Genomic DNA, 22,255 nt, shown 5'->3' with positions numbered 1-22,255 from the left:
TGTGAGGTTTTATTTCGGGGCTGTTGCAGGAGCCGGGGTGCCGGCGGGGGCAGGACACTTTGTGAACTTGCCCTTCGTGTCGCGGCAGGGCTTCGGCTTCTGCGGTGCCTCGCATTTTGTGAACTTGCCCTTGTCGTCACGACAGGGCTTGGCGTGAGCCATCTGGGCACCGAGGGCCATAACGGCAAGTGCGGCAACGGACAGGCGACGAAATGACATGGTGAAGGTCTCCAGAGCAGGACCGGGTCGTGGAAGCCGTGTCCCGGATTTGTGGAAATCATGCAATATGTTTCGGGTATGAGGCAAGTTGCCTCATCGCCGCCGAACTAGCGAAATCCCTTCTGATCCACGGGATGAGATGAGTCCCAGTTGATGCTGCCGTGATACTGCGCCGAAACGGGCTGACCGTCCTTCAGGGCCGGATAGTATCTTGCAAGACCGAAATAAGCGAGCGATGCCTGTTTCAGGATAGCGGGGCCTTCGCTGGCGGTGCAGTCATGGGCGACACCGATCGGATCAACCTGGCAGGTGACGGCGATGTGCGCGCCAAGGGCGGCAACATCTGCCGCTTCGGGATAATGGGGCGGTGCAGAATGGAGCTTATCGAGCAGCGGGGTCGTCAGGTCGGGGTGCACGTGGAAAGTGTATGCATATTCCCATGTGCTCTGAACGGGGCTGCCATGTTCGTAAGCTGGCAGGAATTTTGAGCTATAGGCCAGATGTTCGGCAGCGAGCGCGAAATCCGGCTGTGAGGCGGAGGCCTCACACTCTGTAGGAAAACCCGTGGCACTGATGGTGCAGCGGATATGGGCCGTACCGCTTTTGCGTTGTTCGAGTTCCGCCGGCGGGTAGATGAGCTGACCATGATGGTGGGGGTCCAGCATTGCTCCGAGAGACTGATCCTCGGCGCGTGCTGTTATCATCGTACTTAAAAATACGACTGTTACAGCGAGTGCGGGGCGGGCGGCGGGCAATCTCATGGCATGTCTTTCGTCTGCGACCGAAGTATTACCATATGTAACGAACGTGTCTGTGGCCAGTACGCTGCAATAAAAAAAGGGGAGATGCCGGATGGCACCTCCCCTTTTTCATGGTTTTTCTGGTCCTGTCAGATCATTTCTGATCGGGCAGGGCGTAGGCGATGATATCATCGCCCATGCGGGTCGGGAACGAGTTGTGTCCGCCAGCATATGTCACGATGTACTGCTTGCCATTGATGGCATACGTCATCGGTGTGTTCTGGGCGCCGGCCGGCAGACGATCCTGCCACAGGACCTTGCCTGTCGTCAGGTTGTAAGCCCGGATGTAGTAATCCATGGACGACGTCAGGATGCCGATGTTTCCGGCCGTGGAGAGCGGGCCACCAAGGCTCGGGACACCGATCTTGATCGGCGGCAGCGGGATCGGCAGGGAGCTTCCGTACATGGAATCCCGCAGGGTGCCATTACGGTGCTGCCAGACGACCTTGTTGGTCTTCAGGTCAATACCGGCGACATAGCCCCAGGGCGGTGTACGGCAGGGCATCTTGATGCCGAGCGGTAGCAGCACCGGATCCAGGAACGGATGCAGGTTGACGGCATACGGAATGCCATAGTTGTGCTGCAGGCCGGTTTCGCCACCTGTGCCCTTGGCGTTTTCTTCAGGCCAGAGCGGGTTACCCGGTCCGCGGGGAACCAACTGGGAGACGAATGGCAGGGAGATCGGGTTGGCGAAGGCCACCTGACGCTGCGGATCGACGGCCAGACCGCCCCATTCGAACATGCCCAGATCGCCAGGGAAGATCAGCGAACCCTTGAGCGACGGCGGCGTGAAGGGGCCTTCGTAGCGCAGGGTGTGGAAATAGATGCTGCAGAACATCTGGTCGAAGATCGTGCCGCCCCAGATATCGGAGTCGTTCAGCGGGTTCTTCGGACGCAGGGTCAGCTGTGACATCCGCTGTGTGGGGCTGGTGTAATCGCCCGGAGCAGCGCCACCCGGAACCGGGGTTTCCGGTGCAGGGACGATTTCCTTTCCAGTGCGGCGGTCGAGCACGAAGATGTCGCCGGTCTTGGTCGGAGCGTAGATGGCCGGAACAAGCGTGCCGTCCTTCTGCGTGATGTCCACAAGGCTCGGCTGGGACGGAACGTCCATGTCCCACAGGTCGTGGTGAACCGTCTGGTAGAACCAGGCAAGCTTACCCGTGTCTGCGTTGAGCGCGATGATGCCCGGAGCAAAACGCTCGGAGTCCTTCGTGCGGTCACCGCCCCACTGGTCGGGAGTGCCCACGCCCATCGGGATGTACACGAGGTTCAGGTTACGGTCGTAGGACGACACGATCCAGGAATTCGGGGAGTTCGGATGAAAGACAGGATGGCTTTCATCCGGAAGCTGGTTCGGATCGGGATTCGATGCGTCGAACACCCAGACGCGCTTGCCGGTATAGACATCAAATGCCTGCGTGGCGCCCGAAGCCTGCTTGACGGAACCGTTATCGGTGATCGCGCTGTTGGCGATGATCAGCTTGTCCGTGATGACCGGCGGGGACGTCGGTTCATACTGACCAGGCGTTGTATATGGCTGGTTCGGAACGCGCAGACCGATTTCACCATCGGTGCCAAAGCCTGAGCAGGTCTTGCCCGTATCGGCGTCGATCTCGACAAGACGGCCATCATTGACCGGGAGGATGATGCGCTTGGCGCAGTCCGTCGGTGCGGGATTACCATCGGAATCGGTCGCGTTGGCCGGGGTCTCGTGGAAGCTGACGCCGCGGCAGGTCAGGTGCTGGAAGCCGGGATTGATCTGGAGTTTCGGATCATAAACCCATTTGACGTTGCCGGTCGCACCGTCGATCGCAAACAGCTTCTGGTGCAGGGAGCACATGTAAAGCGTGTTGTTGAATTCGATCGGGGTTGCTTCGTTCGTCGCTTCGCCCGGGTCGTTGGATGTCATCATATCCCCGGTGTGGATATGCCACGCGACCTTGAGATTGCTGACGTTCGATGCGTTGACCTGGTTCAGCGGGGACCAGCGGTCACCAGCCTGCGTGCGGCCATAGGCGTGCCATTCGCTGGCCGGAACGTTGTCCGGGTCGGCGGGGGAGGCGTTTGCGATCTGCGTCGGCAGCTCGCCGCTGATGTCATGCGGGTCTGTGAAGAGGCTGGCGAACAGGGCCAGAACCGCAACGCCAACCGCGCCTGCGAGCGGGAGCACGGTCGTCCGCGTACCGCCGATCTGGCGGGAGACGAACGGCAGAAGCAGCCAGATGCCAAGGATGATGACGATGTCCGAACGCGGGATCAGGGCCCAGATGTCGAGACCGACAACGGTGAGTTCCCAGATGACCGTTGCGAATACGACGACTGCAAACAGGTAGAGTGCAGCCGGATTGCGCCGGAATGAGAGGAAAGCCGTGGCGAGGAGTGCCACGCCGAGGAGGACATAATAGAGAGGGCCGCCGATAGCGGCGACCCATGCGCCGCCAACGGTAAGGATCGCGCCGCAAAGCGCGAAGACCGCGGCCGTTATCAGGGCCCAGAGCCCTGGCCGGGATGATGTGCTCATGATGTTCCTGAAGATGTTGTTCTGGTGCAGCACGGTGACTTCCGGACAAAGCACATGGAAGGATATCAAGGGTCAAGATGTCAGAAGGTTCATCTTGCTCACGTCACTGTGAGGACATTCACGTCGTCGTGACTTGAGGAAAGGGGCCACTTATGATTGAGCGTTCAAGAAAATAATGCGCTTGCAGAATACTTTGTCCTCGGATAAGGACACCGCTTCCGCGCACGCGTCCGGGCCACGAGTGGCATGCCCGGCCGTGCAGAGTCCTTACTGTGTGTAGGACCAATCGTTTACGGCGAGGGAGACCGAAATGCCCAAGATGAAGACCAAGTCGTCGGTCAAGAAGCGGTTCAAGATCACCGCGACCGGCAAAGTGATGTGCGGCCCAGGCAACAAGCGCCATGGCCTTATCAACCGTCCGCAGAAGATGAAGCGCACCAACCGTGGTCCCCAGACCATGACGGACATGGATGCGAAGACAATCAAGCAGTGGGCGCCCTACGGGCTCTGAGGAGATAAGGTACTATGGCACGTGTCAAGCGGGGCGTAACGTCGCACGCCCGTCACAAGAAGGTTCTCGGGCTCGCCAAGGGCTATCGCGGCCGTTCTTCCACGAACTATCGCATTGCTCTGGAGCGCGTCGAGAAGGCGCTGCGTTATGCGTATCGTGACCGTCGCAACAAGAAGCGTGATTTCCGCGCCCTGTGGATCCAGCGTATCAACGCTGCCGTCCGCGAGCACGGTCTGACCTACAGCCGCTTCATCAACGGTCTGGACAAGGCTGGCATCGAGATCGACCGTAAGGTCCTCGCTGCTATTGCGTTTGACGATAGCGCCGCTTTCGGTGAAATCGTGAAGAAGGCCCAGGCCGCTCTCGGCTGAGCTTTTCCGGCTTGACCCCCCTGGGGGTCTGGTGACTGGCGGGCCGTCCTGTTATCAGGACGGCCCGTTTTGTTTTGTGCTGCAGGAGATGGGCGGTATGGCTGACGATCTCGATATACTCAGGAATGACACGCTGGCCGCGCTGGCCGGAGCGCAGGACCGCGCGCAGTGGGACGCGATCCGCGTCGGAACACTGGGCAAATCCGGTGCGCTGACCGGGCTGCTCAAGCAACTCGGAAAGCTGGAGCCTGAGGAACGCAAGGAGCGCGGTCAGGCGCTGAACCGTTTGCGTGACGAACTGACAGCGGCTGTCGAGGCGCGTGGTCGCGATCTTGAGGAAGAGGCGCTTCAGGCCCGTTTGCGCTCCGAGCGCGTGGATGTGACGATGCCAGCCCCTGCGGTTGTGACGGGCACCATCCATCCCATCAGCCGTACCATTGAAGAAATGACGGCCATTTTCGGCGCGATGGGTTTTTCCGTTGCCGAAGGGCCGGATATCGAGAGCCAGTGGCACAATTTCTCGGCGCTCAACACGCCGGACCACCATCCTGCGCGGACCGAGCACGACACATTCTATCTGCCGCCCGAGGCTGAAGGCGGTGAGCCACGGGTGTTGCGGACGCAGACATCGGGCGTGCAGATCCGAACGATGTTGGGCGAAAAGCCGCCGATCCGCATTATTGCCCCTGGGCGCACCTATCGTGCGGACCATGATGCCACGCATTCGCCGATGTTTCATCAGTGCGAAGGTCTGGTGGTGGATCGTAATATCACGCTCGGTCACCTCAAGGGCTGCCTGATCGAGTTCCTGCGCGTCTATTTCGACAAGCCGAACCTGCCGGTTCGTTTTCGCGCTTCCTATTTCCCGTTCACCGAGCCTTCCATGGAAGTCGATATCGGCTGGTCGAAGGCGACAGGCGAGATCGGTGGCGGGTCTGACTGGCTTGAGGTTCTGGGCTCGGGGATGATCCATCCGCGGGTTCTGGCGAATTGCGGACTGGACCCGGCCGAATGGCAGGGATTTGCATTCGGAATGGGAATTGAGCGACTGGCGATGCTGAAGAATGGCATCCCTGATCTGCGCTCTTTCTATGAAAGTGATCTGCGCTGGCTGCGGCACTATGGATTTTCGGCGTTTTCGCCTGCCACGCTGACGGAGGGCGTGTGACATGAAGTTCTCTCTCTCATGGCTGCGTGAACATCTTGATTTTACAGCTTCTGTTGAAGATATCTGCGCCCGGCTGAGTGTCATCGGGCTTGAGGTCGAGGGCGTTGAAAACCCTGCCGACAGCCTTGTGGGCTTCCGGACGGCCAAGATTGTCGAAGCGCATCGCCATCCTGATGCAGACCGGCTTCAGGTCTGTCGTGTGGCGGCAGGCGGCGGTTTTGAAGATGTGCAGGTCGTCTGTGGTGCGCCGAATGCGCGTGCAGGTCTGCATGTGATTTTTGCGACGCCGGGGACGTATGTTCCCGGGCTCGACATCACCATCAAGAAGGGCAAGATCCGCGGGCAGGACAGCAACGGAATGCTGTGCTCCCTGAAGGAACTGGGGCTGGGCGAGGAAAGCAACGGAATTGCCGAGCTTTCCGAGGCGGCTCCGATCGGCGAATCTTATGCAGCCTATGCTGAACTGGATGATCCGGTCATCGAGATCGCGATTACGCCCAACCGGGGTGATGCGCTGAGCATTCGTGGTATTGCGCGGGATCTGGCTGCGGCGGGCATCGGGCGTCTCAAGCCCTGGCTTACCGAAGCGGTTGAAGGGGATTTCCCGTCGCCTCTGGCGTGGAAGACTGAACATCCGGCCTGCCCGTATATTGTTGGGCGCGTTATTCGGAATGTGAAAAACGGGCCGAGCCCGGACTGGCTGCGGCGGCGTCTGGAATCTGTTGGGGTCAAGCCGATTTCGGCGCTCGTCGATGTGACGAATTACCTCACATACGATCTTGGTCGTCCGCTGCATGTCTTTGATCTTGCAAAACTTAAAGGCGATATGCTGACGGTGACACATGCCGCCCGCGAAACCTTTACCGGCCTTGATGGGCGCGAATATGTGCTCGGCACCGAGGACATGGTCATTGTCGATGAAGCCGGGGTGCAGTCGCTCGCGGGCCTGATCGGTGGTGAGAGCAGTGGCGTTGATGAGAACACCACCGATGTGTTCGTGGAATCGGCGCTCTTTGACGCAGTTCGGATTGCCCTGACCGGGCGTCGTCTGGCCATTCATACCGATGCGCGCCAGCGTTTTGAGCGTGGGATTGATCCGGCACAGGTTCTCAATGGGCTTGAAGCCGCCACGATCATGATCCGCGATCTGTGTGGCGGTGAGGTCAGCGAGATTACCGAAGCGGGCATTCTGCCCGAATGGAAGCGGACGGCGACGCTGCGTTTCGAGCGTCTGAAGACGCTGGGGGGCGTCGATCTTACAGCCGAAGATGCTGTGCGCTCGCTTGAGCATCTCGGTTTCGAGGTGACGGAGCAGACGGCAGACGCTGCGACGTTCCTGGTGCCGTCCTGGCGGAACGATATCGCTTCGGGACAGGTTCTGGCCCAGGCGTCGACACTGGATGCGGATGTGGCTGCGAAAGCTGCCGGGCATGTTCAGGCCATGGAAGCGGAATGCGATCTTCTTGAAGAAGTGCTGCGTCTTTACGGACTGGACAATGTTCCGGCAGTGGCGCTGCCGCAGGCAACGGTGGTTCCGGCTCCGGCCGTGACGTCTCTTCAGGCGCGTGCGGCGCTGCTGCGACGGATCTGTGCGGCGCGTGGACTAACCGAGACGGTCGGATTTTCCTTTGTGGCGCAGGATGATGCGGCGCTGTTCGGAGAGCTTCCGGAAACGCAGCATCTTCTGAACCCGATCGCCACGGATCTGGACCAGCTTCGTCCGACCCCGCTGGTCAATCTGGCGCGGGCCCTGTCGCGCAATCTGGCGCGCGGTCTTGGCGTTTCGGGCGAGGGTGCGCTGTTTGAGGTTGGACCGAGTTTTGACGCGACGGGGCAGCATCTGCGTCTTGCCGGTCTTCGGGCCGGGCTGACTGCGCGTGAGCCGGGTGTTGCTGCGCATGAAGCCAGCCTGTGGGATGCGAAGGCGGATCTGTTTGCAGCTCTGGTGGCTCTGGGGGTGCCAGAAGCGGCTTTGTCCGTGACGGCAGATGCGCCGGGGTTCTATCATCCGGGTCGTTCCGGGCAGGTTCGGCAGGGGCCAAAGACGGTTCTGGGGACGTTCGGAGAACTGCATCCGCGTGTTGCGCGGGCATTGGGCCTGAGCGGGACCGTGGTGGCGTTTGAAGTCTATCTGGATCAGGTGCCGCAGCCGAAGGTGAAGCGGAAATCCGCGCCTGTGCTGTCATCGTTGCAGCCTGTCCGGCGAGACTTTGCTTTCGTTGCCGGACCGGATGTCGAAATCCAGGCTGTTCTGAAGGCGGTTCGGATGGCGGATCGCAATCTGGTACAGGATGTGCGTCTGTTTGACGTGTTCGAAGGCGGCAGCCTGCCAGAGGGGCATCGCTCGCTCGGTGTGGAAGTGGTCTTGCAGCCACAGACCGAGAGTCTTACGGATACGCAGCTTGAAGCGGTTTCCAAATCGGTGGAAGCTGCGGTTCTCAAGGCAACAGGGGCAGTATTGCGTCGATGAGCTCTCTTCCAGAATCCGGATCTGACGGACAGTCCACGGTGGACCCCTCCCAAACGACCATGCCTTTGCCCCGGTACGGGCGGGTGATCTGGATTCTGGCAGGCGAGGCCAGTGGAGACGTGATTGGAGCGCGCCTGATGCAGGCGCTTCATGCACAGGACCCTTCGCTGGTTTTCGCAGGCGTCGGGGGCGGCCGTATGGAAGCTCTGGGGCTGCACAGCCTGTTTCCCATGAGCGATCTGGCAGTCATGGGGCTTGTCGAAGTGCTGCCCCGTCTGCGGCATCTGTCGCAGCGACTTCTGGAGGCCGTTCAGGATATCGAACTGCGCAAGCCCGATCTTGTCGTGACGATCGACAGTCCGGGTTTTGCCCTGCGCCTGTTGCAGAAAATCGAGCGTTCCGGAATCAAGCGCGTTCATTATGTGGCGCCGCAGGTCTGGGCCTGGCGGGAAAGCCGGGTCAAGGAATTCCCTGGTCTGTGGGACAGGCTTCTTTGCCTGCTGCCTTTTGAACCTGAATGGTTTGCAAAGCGTGGTCTTGAGGGGCGGTTTGTCGGGCATCCGGTGCTTCAGTCGGGCGTGCGGCAGGGGAATGCGCAGCGGTTCAGGCTGAGGCACAATATTCCGGCCAATGCGCCCGTCGTGATCCTGATGCCGGGCAGCCGGCGTTCGGAAGCCCCCCGGCTTCTGCCCGTTTTCCGCAAGATGCTGGATCTACTGCGGGTGCAGTATCCGGATATTTGTCCTGTGATTCCGGTTGCGCCCGTCATTGCGCCGACAATCCGTCAGCTGATCCGCAAATGGCCGATCCAGCCGCATATTGTTACCGATATTCATGACAAGCACGATGCCTTTGCGGCTGCGCAGTGTGCCCTGACCAAGTCAGGGACCTCCACGCTGGAACTCGCGATGGGCAATGTGCCGATGGCGGTGACGTATCGGGTCAATCCGGTGACGGCGACGATCGCGCGGCGCCTGATCAAGGTTCCGCATGTGGCGATGGTCAATCTGCTGGCGGGGCGGAAGGTGGTGCCGGAACTGCTTCAGGAAGACTGTACGCCGAAGAAGCTGGCCGAGATGGTCTCGAAGCTGTTGAGTGATCCGCAGATGGTGGAAAAGCAGCGTATGGCGTTTGCTGACGTGCTTGAGATGCTCGCACCGCCTGTGGGGACGCCCGCTGATGCGGCCGCTGCCGAGATCATGGATCTGCTGAACGAACCGGTTTCCCGGTCGTCCAGCATCTGAAATCCTAGCGCAGGAAGCCGACGAGGCGCTCGGCTTCCTGAACGATCGGTTCCGAAACGCTGTTTGCACGTTCGGCACCGGCACGCAGGACCGAGAGCAGATGTGCTTCGTCCTGAAGCAGGCGCTGCGTTTCGCTGGCGACCGGGGCCAGACGTTCCACCAGAAGATCCGCGAGAGCATTCTTGAACGGGCCAAAGCCCTGACCGCTGAAGCGGGCCAGAATGTCTGCCGGTGTTTCATCCGACATGGCTGCATAGATGGAGACGAGGTTCCGGGCTTCCGGACGCTCGCTCAGACCGTCCATTTCGCTGGGGAGCGGTTCGGAATCGGTCTTGGCGCGTCGGATTTTCAGGGCGATGTCGTCTGCGGTGTCGGTCAGGACAATGCGGCTCTGTTCTGACGGGTCGGACTTGGACATTTTCTTGCTGCCGTCGCGCAGGCTCATGACGCGGGCTGCGGAGAGAGGGATGAAGGCCTCCACCTGCGGGAAGAACTCCACGCCCATGTCGTGATTGAACTTCTGGCCGATGTCGTTGGTGAGCTCGATATGCTGGCGCTGGTCTTCGCCGACGGGGACGCGGGTTGCGTGGAAGGCCAGAATGTCAGCCGCCATCAGGTTCGGATAGACATAAAGGCCCGCCGAATGGTTTTCGCGGTTCTTGCCGGCCTTGTCCTTGAACTGGGTCATGCGGTTGAGCCAGCCGAGGCGGGAGACGCAATTGAAGATCCAGCCGAGACGGGCATGCGCGCTGACGGCGGACTGGTTGTACAGGCGTGTGGGTTCGATTCCGGCGGCCAGAAGACAGGCCGTTGAGCCGAGTGTCTGTTCACGCAGGGTCTGCGGGTCCCAGGGCATGGTGATGGAATGCAGGTCCACCAGACAGAAGACGCAGTCATGGTCTTTCTGCAGCGTAACCCAGTTGCGGATTGCTCCGAGATAATTGCCCAGATGGGGAATGCCGGTTGGCTGGATGCCGGAAAATACGCGCTGCATGGGTTCTGTCTTCAGTTGCTGGGAAAGGGAGCAGGGATGGAGGAAGCGGGCGGCTTCACTGAACGGGCGTCTGCAGGTCGAGCTTCTGCCGTTCCTGCAAAACATCCGTCGCCGACATCGGATGAGCCCGTGCGGCTGCGATGTCGGCGGCGGTGAATGTGGGGGCGTCTGCGGGCATTTCCTGACTTGCGACGAATGTCAGGATACGCGCGATCTCGTCGTTGGAGAGGCGATGGAAGGACGGCATGGAACTGTTGTAATGACCGTCTCCCGCTGTGATGGGGCCGTCCAGTCCGTAAAGCAGGACGTCAGCCAGGTAGTGGTGCCCGGCAGGAGTTCGTGCGATCGGGCCAACGCGGCCAAAAATCGGGGCGACTTCAGAAACCTGGCCATGACCGCCGTGATGGCAGATGCTGCATTCATTGGAGTATTCACGCGGGGCCTGAACACGATTTTCCCAGGCATGGCCGACAACGAAGACCGCCACCATGAAAATGGCGAGAAACAGGGGAAGTCGGACAGCTGGGTCAATTCTGATCACAGTGTCGTTGTCGCATCTTCGGAGGCGTTTCAGCAAGTCCGGGGCTTGGCAAATCGGCTGTAATAGGGCTCATGGCGCTATCGGAAGGAGAAGCCATGACCGTCAGAGGCCGTCTTGTAGTGTATGTGGGGCCGATGTTTGCCGGGAAATCCGCACATCTGATTGCCGCAGCGAAAAAGCAGGCAGATGTACTGGCGCTCAAGCCGGGCTTTGATAAGCGAGATGGTTCCGAACTTGTCAGCCGGGATGGATCCCATCTTGCTGCGGTTTCGGTGAATGTATGGCCCGCAGAGGCACACCGGTACAGCCATGTCGTTCTGGATGAGGGGCAGTTCTGGGTCGCGCCACATTATCAGGGCGATATCGTCCAGGATATCCAAAAAGTCCGGGCGCAGGGCGTGGATGTGACGGTCGGGGGGCTGGATACCGATTACCGGCGTGTCCCGTTCGACGTCATGGAGCGGCTGCGGGATGAGGCAGATGAGGTCATTGTTCTGACAGCGCGCTGTCATGTCTGCGGGGCGCCAGCGGCATGGACCGCAAAAACCCATGATACGGGTCATCTTCTGGAGACGGGCGATCAGGAGCTTTATGAGGCGCGTTGCGATGCGCACTGGACCCTTCCGGAGGCAGCCCTGAAGAGGGGTTCCGGAAGGGGATGACGGTTTTTACTGCTGGCCGCCGCCGCCGTTATTGACGCCCAGAAGGCGGATCTTGAAAATCAGCGGGCTGTTGGGCGGGATAATGCCCATGGAGCGCTTGCCGTAGCCGAGATTGGGCGGCAGGTAGAGCATCCATTCATCGCCCACATGCATCATGGGAAGGGCTTCGAGCCAGCCCTGCACGAGGCCGTCGAGCGGCATTTCCATGTAGGCACCGCTGCCATGCTGGTCAGAGCTGTCGAAAATACCGCCATCGGGGAGGCGGCCTTCGTAGATGACCATGATGGTGGAGCCGTGATGCGGGCTGTCACCATCTTTTGGGCCTGACTGGAGAACCTTGTAGGCCAGGCCGTCCGGCAGGGTCTTGACGCCTGGTTCAGCATGGATTTTCGCCATGAACTGCGCGGGCGTCAGGTCGGAATCATCCACTGGCTTCGGGGCGCCAGAGCAGCCCGTCAGGGCAAAGGCACCACACAGGGCGAAAGCGGATGTAAGACGGATCAGACTGGTCATGGTCCCCCGGGGAGTCAGTTGAGAAATCAGAGCGTGCCGCCACGACGGCCGATCTGACCGCCGAGCCGCAGGCGCAGGGCGTTGAGCTTGATGAAGCCCTGGGCATCCTGCTGATTATAGGCGCCTTCGTCGTCCTCGAAAGTCACGACGCGGGTATCGTACAGGCTGTGGGGGCTTTCACGGCCGACGCAGGTCACATTGCCCTTGTACAGGCGCATGCGGACACGGCCGGTGACGGAATGCTGGCTGGTGTCAATGAGAGCCTGCAGCATGCGGCGCTCTGGCGAGAACCAGAAACCGTTATAGATGATTTCGGCATAGCGCGGCATGATGCTGTCCTTGAGATGGGCAGCTTCGCGGTCGAGCGTGATGCTTTCGATGGACCGGTGGGCAGCCAGCAGGATTGTGCCGCCCGGCGTTTCGTAGATGCCGCGGGATTTCATGCCCACGAAGCGGTTTTCCACGATGTCGAGACGACCGATGCCGTTGTCGCGGCCCAGTTCGTTCAGACGCGTCAGCAGAGTTGCCGGGGTCATTTCAACGCCGTTGATGGCGACCGGATCACCGCTGACGAAGTCGATGGCAATTTCGGTTGCGACGTCAGGGGCGGCTTCCGGAGAGATCGTACGCTGGAAAACGATTTCCTCGGCGCCGATCGACGGATCTTCGAGCAGCTTGCCTTCGGAAGAGGAGTGCAGAAGATTCGCATCCACGGAGAACGGGGCTTCGCCGCGCTTGTCCTTCGTGACAGGGATCTGGTTCTCTTCGGCGAAGGCAAGGAGCTTCGTGCGGGACGTCAGGTCCCACTCACGCCAGGGTGCGATGACCTTCACATCCGGCTTGAGCGAATAATAGCCGAGTTCGAAGCGGACCTGATCGTTACCTTTGCCGGTCGCACCATGTGCCACAGCGTCGGCACCGACGGCTTCGGCAATCTCGATCTGGCGTTGTGCGATCAGCGGACGGGCGATGGAGGTGCCCAGCAGGTACTGGCCTTCATAGAGCGTGTTGGCCCGGAACATCGGGAACACGAAATCCTTGACGAAGGTTTCGCGCAGATCCTCGACGAAGATTTCCTTGACGCCGAACATCTCGGCCTTTTTGCGGGCCGGCTCCAGCTCTTCGCCCTGTCCGAGATCGGCGGTGAAGGTGACAACCTCACAGTTATAGGTTTTCTGAAGCCAGCGAAGGATAACCGAAGTGTCCAGGCCGCCAGAATAGGCGAGCACAACTTTCTTGACGTCCTGGTGGGCACTCATAACGGTGTGGTCCTTGGTGTGTTTTGTTTGAGAAGCGTTTCTAGCAGTTCAGCCGACAGAGGGAAACCGGGCGTGTGTCAGGTATCCGATGCGGCAGTGCGACGCTGGCGTTCGCTTTCGGTTTTCAACTGCCCGCAGGCCGCGAGGATGTCCTGTCCGCGGGCTGCGCGGATGGGGGAGGCGAACCCTGCGTCCATCACGATATTGGCGAATTTCGTAATCTGCGCGCGGCTGGAAGGCTGAAAGTCCGAGCCGGGCCAAGGGTTGAACGGTATCAGATTCACCTTGGCCGGCAGATCGCGGATCAGGCGCACCAGTTCGCGGGCATCGGCTTCGCTGTCGTTCACGCCGCGGAGCATGATGTATTCGAAGGTAATACGTCGGGCGTTGGATGCAGCCGGATAGCGACGACAGGCGGCGATCAGGTCTTCAATCGGGTATTTGCGGTTCAACGGGACGATCTGGTCACGCAGTTCGTTCGTCACGGCATGCAGGGAGATGGCCAGATTGATTCCAAGTTCCTCGCCACAGCGGTCCATCATCGGGACTACACCGGATGTTGAGAGCGTGATGCGGCGGCGGGAGAGGGCGATGCCTTCACCATCCATGATGATCCGCATGGCTTTTGCGACATTTTCGTAATTATAGAGCGGCTCGCCCATGCCCATCAGCACGATCGTGGACAGATAGCGCGGCATATCCGCGCTGGGGCTCGGCCATTCACCGTAGCTGTCGCGGGCAGCCATGAACTGGCCAACGATTTCGGCAGGCCCAAGGTTGCGGACAAGTTTCTGGGTGCCGGTGTGGCAGAAGGTGCAGGACAGGGTGCAGCCGACCTGCGAGGAAATGCAGACGGCGCCGCGGTCTTCCCGACGGTCTGGAATATAGACTGTCTCAGCTTCCTGACCGTCGCGGAAGCGGAAAAGGAACTTGCGCGTCTCGTCTATGGAGGTTTGTTCGGTGGCCGTCGTGGGGCGGCTGACGACGAAGTGCTCGGCGAGTTTGGCCTGCATCGGCTTGGCGATGGTTGTCATGGCCGAAAAATCGGTGGCGCCCTGATGGTAAATCCAATGCCAGAGCTGCTTGGCGCGGAATGGCTTCTCGCCGATATCCGTCATGAGCGCGGCCAGCTCTTCGCGTGACAGGCCCACCAGATCGCGTCGTCCGTCCGCGAGACGCGCCTCGGGCGGTGCGAAGAGAGCAGATTTCGCGTGGATACGCTCGCGCTCGGCTGCGTTCAGGTCGTCGGAGGCGACGGAATTGATTCGGGGGCGGATGTCGGGATGGATTACGGCTGTCATGACGGCGGAGCCATAGCACGGAGAAGACCCGAATTTCCAAAGGAAAAGCGCGGTCTTTCCGGTAAAACCGTTTTGGAAAACTATTCCGCGGTGGGCTGTGTCGTATCAGTTTTGCGGGCTGCGATCAGGAATTCGCGGTTGCCTTCGGGGCCGGTGATGGGGCTGGCCTCGATCCCGAGGACGTCCCAGCCGGGGAGGGCTGCGAACCATTCCCGGATTTCTTCGCAGACACGCTCATGGACCGCAGGGTCGCGGACGACGCCTTTGGCCCCGACTTCCCCGCGTCCGGCTTCGAACTGGGGCTTGATGAGGGCGACGGCCCAGGCATCCGGCGTGGTGAGTTCAAGGGCTGCGGGCAGGACGGTGCGCAGGCCGATGAAGCTCGCGTCGCAGACGACAATTCCGGCAGGCTCAGGAATCTGTTCGGCAGTCAGGGCGCGGGCGTTCGTCTTTTCCATGACGATGACGCGTTCGTCCGAGCGGATTTTCCAGGCGAGCTGTCCGTGTCCGACATCCACGGCATAGACCTTTTCGGCGCCGTGGGTCAGCAGGACATCCGTGAAGCCACCGGTCGAGGCACCCACGTCAATAGCAATGCGGCCTTTCGGGTCCAGTCCGAAATGTTCGATGGCGTGAATCAGCTTGAGGCCACCGCGCGAGACCCAGGGATGGTCCTGGCCTTTGAGGGCGAGGGGGGCATCCTCGGGAAGCTGGTCGCCGGCCTTCGCGATCCGGCGGTCACTGGTATAGACGAGGCCAGCCATGATCAGGGCCTGAGCCCGTGTCCGGCTTTCGACCAGCCCCCTGTCAACGAGGAGCTGGTCGGCGCGGCGTTTGGCCATCAGTCGCTCAGGCGGACTGCTGGGCGACGTCTACGCCCAGGGCAGCGGCGGCGACATGCACGATGTTCGGCGCGGTCAGGCCGGCTTCCTCGTACTGGGCGTCCTGCGTGTTGTGGTCGATGTAACGATCCGGCAGGGCGAGCGGCCGGAACTTGACCTTGTCCAGCAGGCCGGTCTCGGCAAGGTGCTGAACGACGAGGCTACTGAAGCCGCCAATGGCACCTTCTTCAAGCGTGATGAAGACTTCGTGCTGGTTGGCCAGATCTTCGACCAGAGCCTTGTCGATTGGCTTGGCGAAGCGGGCATCCGCAACTGTGACCGGAACGCCCTGTGCGGCCAGCTGGTCGGCGGCGCGCAGGGATTCGTGGATACGGGGGCCAAGCGACAGGATGGCGACGCCACCGCGGGCGTTCGGCGCGCGACGGGCTTCGCGGACGATGCGGCCCTTGCCGATTTCCAGAACTTCGCCCTTTTCAGGCAGATCAAGGCCGATGCCGTTGCCACGCGGGTAGCGGAAGGCGATCGGTCCGGCGTCATATTCACAGGCCGTAGCCGTAGCGTGCAGCAGTTCGATTTCGTCGCACGGCGCCATCACGACCATGTTCGGAAGGCAGCACAGGTAGTTGAGGTCGAACGAACCGGCATGGGTGGCGCCATCGGCACCGACCAGACCGGCGCGGTCGATGGCGAAACGGACCGGAAGGTTCTGGAGCGCGACGTCATGCACGACCTGATCGTAGGCGCGCTGCAGGAAGGTCGAATAGATCGCGCAGAACGGGCGCAGACCTTCAGATGCAATACCAGCGGCGAAGGTGACGGCGTGCTGTTCGGCAATCCCGACGTCAAAGAAGCGGTCCGGATAGGCCTTTGCGAATGCGCTCAGACCCGTGCCGGACGGCATGGCGGCGGTGATCGTAACCAGCTTGTCGTCGGTCTTGGCGCGGCGCATCAGTTCGCGGCTGAAGATGGACGTGTAGCTCGGCGGGCCAGCCGGGGCCTTCTTCTGCTCGCCCGTGACGACATTGAACTTGCTGACGGCGTGATACTTGTCACCGGCGGCTTCGGCGGGTTTGTAGCCGCGGCCCTTCTCGGTGATGATGTGCAGCAGGATCGGGCCCTGATCGTCGGCATCGCGCAGGTTACGCAGGATCGGCACGAGCTGGCTCATGTCGTGGCCGTTGACCGGGCCAACGTAGTAGAAGCCGAGTTCTTCAAACAGCGTGCCGCCGGTAATCAGGCCGCGGGCATATTCTTCGGCGCGCTTGGCGGTACGCTCGATCTTGCCCGGAAGGCGCTTGGCGACCTTGCCGGCGAGATCGCGCAGGCTGAAGAACTGGCGCGAGGACATCAGACGCGACAGGTAGTCCGACATCGAGCCGACCGGCGGGGCGATCGACATTTCGTTGTCGTTCAGCACCACGATCAGACGGTTCGCGCCAGGGCCTGCGACTGCGGCGTTGTTCATGGCTTCATAGGCCATGCCAGCCGAAATCGAGCCGTCGCCGATCACGGCAATCACATTGCGCTCGTGGTAGCTCGGGTCTTCTTCCGCGCGCAGATGGTGCGCAACGGCCATGCCGAGGCCAGCCGAGATCGACGTCGAGGAATGCGCTGCGCCGAACGGGTCGTATTCGCTTTCCGCGCGTCGGGTGAAGCCGGACAGCCCCTCGGGCTGACGCAGGGTGCGGATCCGGTCGCGGCGGCCGGTCAGGATCTTGTGCGGGTAAGCCTGATGACCGACGTCCCAGATGATGCGGTCATCGGGTGTGTTGAAGACGGCGTGCAGGGCAACGGTCAGTTCGACCACGCCGAGAGAGGCGCCGAGATGGCCACCCGTGGTGGAGACGGCGTCAACGGTTTCCGAGCGCAGTTCGTCGGCAAGCTGCTTGAGCTGGTCGACGGACAGGTTTCGCATGTCGGCAGGGAAGCGGACGCGATCCAGCTCGGGATAGCGGCCATAGGTGGGAATCGTGGAGGACTTCTTGCTCATGGGATCAGTTCCTGCGCTCGACGACATAATCTGCCAGTGCCCTGAGGGCGTCGGCCTGTGCACCGAAAGATGAAAGAGCCTCCCGGGCCCGGTCGCTCAGGCGACGGGCCTCGGCTCGGGCACCGTCGATGCCAAGCAGGGAGACATAGGTTGATTTGCCGCTGGCTTCGTCCTTGCCTGCGGTTTTGCCGAGTTCCTCGGCTGTGGCTGTGGAATCCAGAACGTCATCGGCAACCTGAAACGCCGTGCCCAGATCGCGGCCATAAGCGACGATGGCAGCACGGCGTTCGTCGTCCACATCGGCCAGAATGGCGCCGGATTCAGCCGCATAGCGGATGAGGGCGCCGGTTTTTAAGGCGTGCAGACGGCGCACCTGATCGAGCGGCAAGGCGCGGCCTTCGCCACGGATGTCGATGACCTGACCGCCAACCATGCCAGCCGATCCAGAGGCCTGCGCAAGGGCAAGGGCCAGATTGGCGCGGACGGCCGGATTGGGGCTGGTTTCGGGTTCGACAAGAATTTCGAAAGCACGGGTCTGCAGGGCGTCGCCCGCCAGAATCGCGATGGCTTCGTCGAACTGCTTGTGCGTGGATGGCTGCCCGCGTCGCAGGTCGTCATCATCCATGGAGGGCAGGTCGTCATGGACCAGCGAATAGGCGTGCAGCAGTTCGACCGACGCGGCAACACGCAGGGCAGCCTCGCGGTCTGCGCCAAACAGTGTCGCGACTTCGACGGCCAGAAAACCGCGCAGACGCTTGCCGCCGCCAAGAGCGGCATAACGCATGGCGTCCAGAAGGACGGACTCGTCCCCCGGAACCATGGGCAGAAGAGCGTCGATCGTGCTTTCGATTTCGGCACAGGCGCGGGCGAGCGCGTCCTTCAGGGAAACAGACGGGGTAGAGACATTCATCGGCCGGATTCTCCGGTATCGGCAAGAGGCTCCGTGCCTGTCGTGCCGTCATCGTTCTGCACGATGGCACGCACACGCATCTCGGCCTCTCCCAGCTTCGCATCGCAATGTCTGCGTAAGGCAGCACCGCGTTCATAGGCGGAAATAGCGTCCTCGAGCTTCATCTGGCCGCCTTCAAGGCCACGGACGATCCTCTCCAGTTCGGACAGGGCATCCTCAAAAGACAGGGCATCCATGGGGGCATCAATGGGTTCGGGCATGAAGAGCCTCAAGGCACACTTTGGAACAAGGTAGCGAGGGGATTACAGGCAGAAGACAGTTTTTGCCAGCCCCGACCACGGGAACGCTGGAGTTTCCTCAGGACGGTGATGTTTCTGCACGTCGCCGGATTACGAAGGAAAGCATGCCTGCGGCTTCTGTGAACGCAATGAGCGCATGGCCGGTTTCGCGGCAGTAGGACTGAAAATCCGCCACTGAAGCGCGATCCGTGGCGAGGACGCGCAGCTTCGCGCCCGGGGCCATGTCGCGGAGGGCACGATTGGCTTTGAGGACGGGCATGGGGCAAGCCAGACCACGCAGATCGAGAAGTGTTTCTGTCGGAGGAACAGTCATGGGGCACGACTATGCGCCCATCTTTGGAGGGGGCCAAGTCGGCTTTTGGTGCGCTTGTCTGAGGGTTTCAGGTTTTCGTTGATAAATCAGGCGTTTGTTTCTATATTAATGGCTTAATGCCACAAAAGCGTTCCTCTCGGGGAGCGCTTTTTTTATTGGGGGAACGGTATGTCGGACGGGGAAGGCCAGGCAGTTAGTCTGGCTGATGGAAATGAGAGACGCGCCTATACGCTACGGATGCTCGAGGATCGGGTTCTGCGACTGGAGACGATCGCAGGGGGGCTTTCGGATCGATATGAGGAACTGCGCACCGAGATGCGGCAGGAAATCTCGTCGCTGCGGGATCAAATGAAACTGCTGGAGACGAAGGTTGATGAGGGGAATCGTGTGGTCAACGGGAAGCTGGACCGGCTGATCGGGGGGCGGGCGGTCATTACGGGGATCATCACGCTGGCCACATCCATTCTGGGGACGGGCATGGTGCATGTTGCCCTGTCCCTGACCACAAAGTGAGGAGATGCCATGAGTGGAATTGATGCAGGCCAGCTCAAGCATCTCGTGGTCTCTCCCGCACTGGCGGCGCTCGGGCTGGATGGGGATGTTGCGGTCAATCTGGTGACGGGCACGGCCCTTGCGGAAAGTCGGGGAACATATGTCCGGCAGATCGGTGGCGGTCCGGCTCTGGGTTTGTGGCAGATGGAACCAGCGACGCATGACGACTGCTGGGTCAACTTTCTGTGTTATCCAGCGGGCAGGAGGTTCGAGCGGATTCTGGAGGGGATGCTTTCGCAGGATCTGCCACGAAGCGCGCAGCTTGTCTCCAATTTGAGATATGCATCGGCAATGGCCCGCATCCGGTATTACCGGACGCCGGTCTCACTGCCGTCGTCCAGCGATCCGGCGGTTCTGAGCCGTTTTCACAAGCAGTATTACAACACGGCTGCCGGGGCAGCTGACCCTGTGGCCAATATCCCGTTTTTCCGTCAGGCGGTTCTGGTCTGAAGGGAGAGGGAGCGGTGTCGGGGAATGTATGCATCACGCTCCCGACACCGCATGACTGTTTAAACCGGTTTAATATGACGGAATAGTGGCAGATGACGCCTGAAATCCGGCCGTTTCAGGTTCGGGATGTAGAAAGTGGCAACGTTCGCGCAGACAGGTCGCCTTTGAACGTCGTGCTACCCGTATGTGTCAGTGACAGGCCACGGTGGAGGGAGACGCGCCCTCCGATTGTGATCCAGCGACGGCAGAAGGCGAAATCTTCGGAAAGATATGTCCGGGTTTCCGGGTCGATCAGGCAGTCGAACAGGGCATAGGCGTCTGACGACGGAGCTTGCGAAGTCTGGCCTTCGGACTTCGCGTCGATGCGGCTGTATCGGGTCTCGGGATAGTGGGCGATCATGTCGAGCACCATCTGGCGGGTCATGAGCATGAAGCCTGTGCCGATATAGGAGACGTTCGCGATTTCGCCCGGTGCGCTGTCATCGTGCAGGGTGGCACAGTCTCCGACATAGCGCAGGCTGGCTGTTCTGGACTCTTCGCCAGCGGCCATGAAACGGTCCGTATCGTGGTCCCAGTAATGGGATTTCAGGGGGTAGGCCCCTCCGATCAGAGGGCGGTCTGCATCCAGAAGAGCGAGAATGTCGGTGATGGAAAAGCCGATGTCGCTGTCGATGAAAAGAAGATGGGTGGCATCGGTCATGGTCACGAACTGATGCAGGAGTGTGTTTCTGGCGCGGGTGATGAGAGCGTCACTGCCGATCGTGGACAGGGTGAGCTGCAGATTATGGGCCGGTGCCGCGGTGATGCAGCCGATGAGAGACTGCATGTAGTCCAGCGTGATGGTGCCGCCGAAGCAGGGCGTGGCGATAAAGACGTGGCGCGGACTGGGAGGGCAGGAAGTCATGCGGGACAGCCTGCCCTGAAGCCATGAAAAAAGAATTAAAACCGCGCTTTAAAAAGTCTTCATGCTCCCATGTGCGCCTGAAGAACCATGTAAAAGACGAAGGCGGCGTCCAGACCGAGGACGATTGGTGTCAGACGGTGCAACTGGCGGGTTGCGATGGCGAGTGCGGTATAGATCAACAAGCCGCAGGACAGGCTCAGCATGAAATTGCCGGTCACGCCTGCGATGAGCAGCATCGTCAGGGGCGGGATGGCTTCTGCGGGTGTTTCAGCAACACGGCTGAGGCTGCCGAGCATGTTCAGGCCCACGAGAATGAGCACGGGAGCTGTGGCGATCGCGGGAATGGCGGTGATGAGCGGCCAGAAAACGGAAGACAGGGCAAACAGGACGGCGACGACGAGTGCGCTCAGGCCTGTCCGGCCACCGGCTTCGACGCCAGCCAGGCTTTCGACATAAGCAGAGACCGTGCAGGTTCCGAGTGAGGCTCCGATGATGCTGGCCGCTCCATCGGAGGCGAAAGCGCGATGGTCAAGAGCGGGTTTTTCGAGCGTTCCGTCCAGGCCTGCGCGGTGGGCGACGCTCATCATGGTTGCGGTCGCGTCGAAGAAATCGCTCAGCAGGAAGTAGAGCGTGATGGGGACGAGAAGTCCGAGATGGGAAAAATATTCGTGGAAATCGAAGGGCAGGAACAGGTTGGTCGGGTAATGAGGCCAGTCCAGCAGGTGAGCCGGCAGATGCGTGATGGGGCCTGAGGGTGTGTGGATGAAAAGTCCGGCGATGGTGATGGCGAGGATGGCGAGGAGCAATCCGGCCGGGACGCGCAGGACCACGAGAATGGCGCTCAGAACGACACCCGCCATGCTGAGGAGGATGGACGGGCTGCTCAGGGATCCGAATGTCAGACCTTCGGGGGAAGGAACTGCGATGCCCCCCGTGATCAGGCCGATCCGGGCAATGAAGGCGCCGAGTGCGATCTGGATCCCAAGGACGATCGATGGCGGAAAGCCACGGATGATGCGCTGGCGGATCTGGCTGAGGGAGAGGGCGGTGAAGCACAGTCCGCTGAACAGGACGACCGTGAAGGCTGTGCGCGGGCTGACATGGGCCTGCTGCACCACGACCTGCGCGAATAGAACGTTGCTGCTCATGGCGGGGGCAAGGGCGATGGGCAGTCTGGCCCAGAGCGCCATCAGGAGCGTTCCGGCGACGGCGCCTGCGATCGTGGTCATGACCATGTCATGGCGATCCAGACCCGCGGCCGAGAGGATGGCCGGGTTGACGGCCACGATATAGGCCATGGCCCCGAAGACCGTCAGTCCGGCAATGACCTCACGCGGGATCGTTGAACCGCGGGCCGTGATATGAAACCAGCGGTCGAGTCTGGATAGCAGCAAGCGGACACTCCGGGGGCAGGGGATGGC

At 60.9% G+C, this 22,255-nt stretch carries 23 protein-coding genes; 8 read left to right on the top strand and 15 right to left on the bottom strand.

The genetic code is table 11. The features are described 5' to 3' along the window. Positions 1-9 precede the first annotated feature (9 nt). The 3 genes from A0U94_RS08500 to A0U94_RS08490 all read right to left on the bottom strand — a co-directional run bounded on the left by A0U94_RS08500 (position 10) and on the right by A0U94_RS08490 (position 3,540). On the bottom strand, positions 10-219 hold the full coding sequence (locus A0U94_RS08500; protein WP_077803088.1) for a hypothetical protein: 210 nt from the start codon (positions 217-219) through the stop codon (positions 10-12). 107 nt (positions 220-326) lie between these two features. Next, positions 327-980 carry an energy transducer TonB gene (locus tag A0U94_RS08495; protein WP_077803087.1) on the bottom strand — a complete coding sequence of 218 codons (654 nt, stop codon included), beginning with the start codon at positions 978-980 and terminating at the stop codon, positions 327-329. A gap of 133 nt (positions 981-1,113) precedes the next feature. Beyond that, positions 1,114-3,540, bottom strand: a complete 2,427-nt coding sequence (locus tag A0U94_RS08490; RefSeq protein WP_077803908.1) for a glucose/quinate/shikimate family membrane-bound PQQ-dependent dehydrogenase — start codon at positions 3,538-3,540, stop codon at positions 1,114-1,116. Positions 3,541-3,850: 310 nt separating this feature from the next. Between A0U94_RS08490 and rpmI the strand changes: the two genes are divergently transcribed. The 5 genes from rpmI to lpxB all read left to right on the top strand — a co-directional run bounded on the left by rpmI (position 3,851) and on the right by lpxB (position 9,304). Next, on the top strand, positions 3,851-4,051 hold the full coding sequence (gene rpmI / locus A0U94_RS08485; RefSeq protein ID WP_046901279.1) for a 50S ribosomal protein L35: 201 nt from the start codon (positions 3,851-3,853) through the stop codon (positions 4,049-4,051). Between the two features lie 14 nt (positions 4,052-4,065). Further along, entirely contained in the window at positions 4,066-4,422 is a 357-nt protein-coding gene (gene rplT, locus A0U94_RS08480) for a 50S ribosomal protein L20 (RefSeq protein ID WP_062033041.1), read from the top strand. A gap of 97 nt (positions 4,423-4,519) precedes the next feature. Then, positions 4,520-5,590: a phenylalanine--tRNA ligase subunit alpha gene (gene pheS / locus A0U94_RS08475; protein ID WP_062033285.1), complete on the top strand. Its 1,071-nt coding sequence runs from the start codon at positions 4,520-4,522 to the stop codon at positions 5,588-5,590. A gap of 1 nt (position 5,591) precedes the next feature. Then, positions 5,592-8,060: a phenylalanine--tRNA ligase subunit beta gene (gene pheT, locus A0U94_RS08470; RefSeq protein ID WP_077803086.1), complete on the top strand. Its 2,469-nt coding sequence runs from the start codon at positions 5,592-5,594 to the stop codon at positions 8,058-8,060. Beyond that, positions 8,057-9,304, top strand: a complete 1,248-nt coding sequence (lpxB, locus tag A0U94_RS08465; protein WP_077803085.1) for a lipid-A-disaccharide synthase — start codon at positions 8,057-8,059, stop codon at positions 9,302-9,304. Before pheT ends, lpxB begins: the two co-directional genes overlap by 4 nt. Before the next feature lie 4 nt (positions 9,305-9,308). On the opposite strand, the gene trpS is transcribed toward lpxB, so the two are convergent. Both trpS and A0U94_RS08455 read right to left on the bottom strand, forming a co-directional pair. After that, the gene (gene trpS / locus A0U94_RS08460) at positions 9,309-10,298 is read right to left on the bottom strand and encodes a tryptophan--tRNA ligase (protein WP_077803084.1); all 990 of its coding nucleotides are present in this window, start codon (positions 10,296-10,298) and stop codon (positions 9,309-9,311) included. 55 nt (positions 10,299-10,353) lie between these two features. Further along, a complete protein-coding gene (locus A0U94_RS08455; protein ID WP_062033032.1) occupies positions 10,354-10,839 on the bottom strand; it encodes a c-type cytochrome in 486 nt (161 codons plus the stop codon). 95 nt (positions 10,840-10,934) lie between these two features. On the opposite strand from A0U94_RS08455, the gene A0U94_RS08450 reads away from it, so the two are divergent. Next, positions 10,935-11,501 carry a thymidine kinase gene (locus A0U94_RS08450; protein ID WP_077803083.1) on the top strand — a complete coding sequence of 189 codons (567 nt, stop codon included), beginning with the start codon at positions 10,935-10,937 and terminating at the stop codon, positions 11,499-11,501. 6 nt (positions 11,502-11,507) lie between these two features. On the opposite strand, the gene A0U94_RS08445 is transcribed toward A0U94_RS08450, so the two are convergent. The 8 genes from A0U94_RS08445 to A0U94_RS08410 all read right to left on the bottom strand — a co-directional run bounded on the left by A0U94_RS08445 (position 11,508) and on the right by A0U94_RS08410 (position 18,928). Next, the gene (locus tag A0U94_RS08445; protein WP_062033022.1) at positions 11,508-12,014 is read right to left on the bottom strand and encodes an FKBP-type peptidyl-prolyl cis-trans isomerase; all 507 of its coding nucleotides are present in this window, start codon (positions 12,012-12,014) and stop codon (positions 11,508-11,510) included. Positions 12,015-12,040: 26 nt separating this feature from the next. Beyond that, positions 12,041-13,273, bottom strand: a complete 1,233-nt coding sequence (locus A0U94_RS08440; RefSeq protein ID WP_077803082.1) for an argininosuccinate synthase — start codon at positions 13,271-13,273, stop codon at positions 12,041-12,043. 77 nt (positions 13,274-13,350) lie between these two features. After that, complete coding sequence (gene rlmN / locus A0U94_RS08435) at positions 13,351-14,574, bottom strand: dual-specificity RNA methyltransferase RlmN (RefSeq protein ID WP_077803081.1); 1,224 nt, start codon at positions 14,572-14,574, stop codon at positions 13,351-13,353. Between the two features lie 80 nt (positions 14,575-14,654). Next, on the bottom strand, positions 14,655-15,416 hold the full coding sequence (locus A0U94_RS08430; protein ID WP_077803080.1) for a TlyA family RNA methyltransferase: 762 nt from the start codon (positions 15,414-15,416) through the stop codon (positions 14,655-14,657). Positions 15,417-15,423: 7 nt separating this feature from the next. Continuing rightward, on the bottom strand, positions 15,424-17,406 hold the full coding sequence (gene dxs / locus A0U94_RS08425) for a 1-deoxy-D-xylulose-5-phosphate synthase (protein WP_062033003.1): 1,983 nt from the start codon (positions 17,404-17,406) through the stop codon (positions 15,424-15,426). Between the two features lie 4 nt (positions 17,407-17,410). Beyond that, a complete protein-coding gene (locus tag A0U94_RS08420) occupies positions 17,411-18,316 on the bottom strand; it encodes a polyprenyl synthetase family protein (RefSeq protein ID WP_062110179.1) in 906 nt (301 codons plus the stop codon). Further along, a complete protein-coding gene (locus tag A0U94_RS08415) occupies positions 18,313-18,576 on the bottom strand; it encodes an exodeoxyribonuclease VII small subunit (protein ID WP_062032996.1) in 264 nt (87 codons plus the stop codon). Before A0U94_RS08415 ends, A0U94_RS08420 begins: the two co-directional genes overlap by 4 nt. A 97-nt stretch (positions 18,577-18,673) precedes the next feature. Beyond that, complete coding sequence (locus A0U94_RS08410; RefSeq protein WP_062032992.1) at positions 18,674-18,928, bottom strand: sulfurtransferase TusA family protein; 255 nt, start codon at positions 18,926-18,928, stop codon at positions 18,674-18,676. A gap of 168 nt (positions 18,929-19,096) precedes the next feature. Here A0U94_RS08410 and A0U94_RS08405 point away from each other — a divergent pair, with 168 nt between their 5' ends. Next, on the top strand, positions 19,097-19,441 hold the full coding sequence (locus A0U94_RS08405; protein WP_062110181.1) for a hypothetical protein: 345 nt from the start codon (positions 19,097-19,099) through the stop codon (positions 19,439-19,441). A 9-nt stretch (positions 19,442-19,450) separates the two neighbouring features. Then, positions 19,451-19,930: a hypothetical protein gene (locus tag A0U94_RS08400; protein WP_062110183.1), complete on the top strand. Its 480-nt coding sequence runs from the start codon at positions 19,451-19,453 to the stop codon at positions 19,928-19,930. A gap of 115 nt (positions 19,931-20,045) precedes the next feature. Here the strand turns inward: A0U94_RS08400 and A0U94_RS08395 are convergent, their stop codons facing one another. Together A0U94_RS08395 and A0U94_RS08390 are read right to left on the bottom strand one after the other, a co-directional pair. Then, a complete protein-coding gene (locus A0U94_RS08395) occupies positions 20,046-20,834 on the bottom strand; it encodes a hypothetical protein (protein WP_077803079.1) in 789 nt (262 codons plus the stop codon). Positions 20,835-20,893: 59 nt separating this feature from the next. After that, complete coding sequence (locus tag A0U94_RS08390; RefSeq protein WP_077803906.1) at positions 20,894-22,225, bottom strand: NCS2 family permease; 1,332 nt, start codon at positions 22,223-22,225, stop codon at positions 20,894-20,896. Positions 22,226-22,255 lie beyond the last annotated feature (30 nt).

Origin of the sequence: Gluconobacter albidus (assembly GCF_002005485.1) — a bacterium.
Lineage (GTDB): Bacteria > Pseudomonadota > Alphaproteobacteria > Acetobacterales > Acetobacteraceae > Gluconobacter > Gluconobacter albidus.
This window is presented reverse-complemented; position numbering and strand designations above follow the sequence as displayed.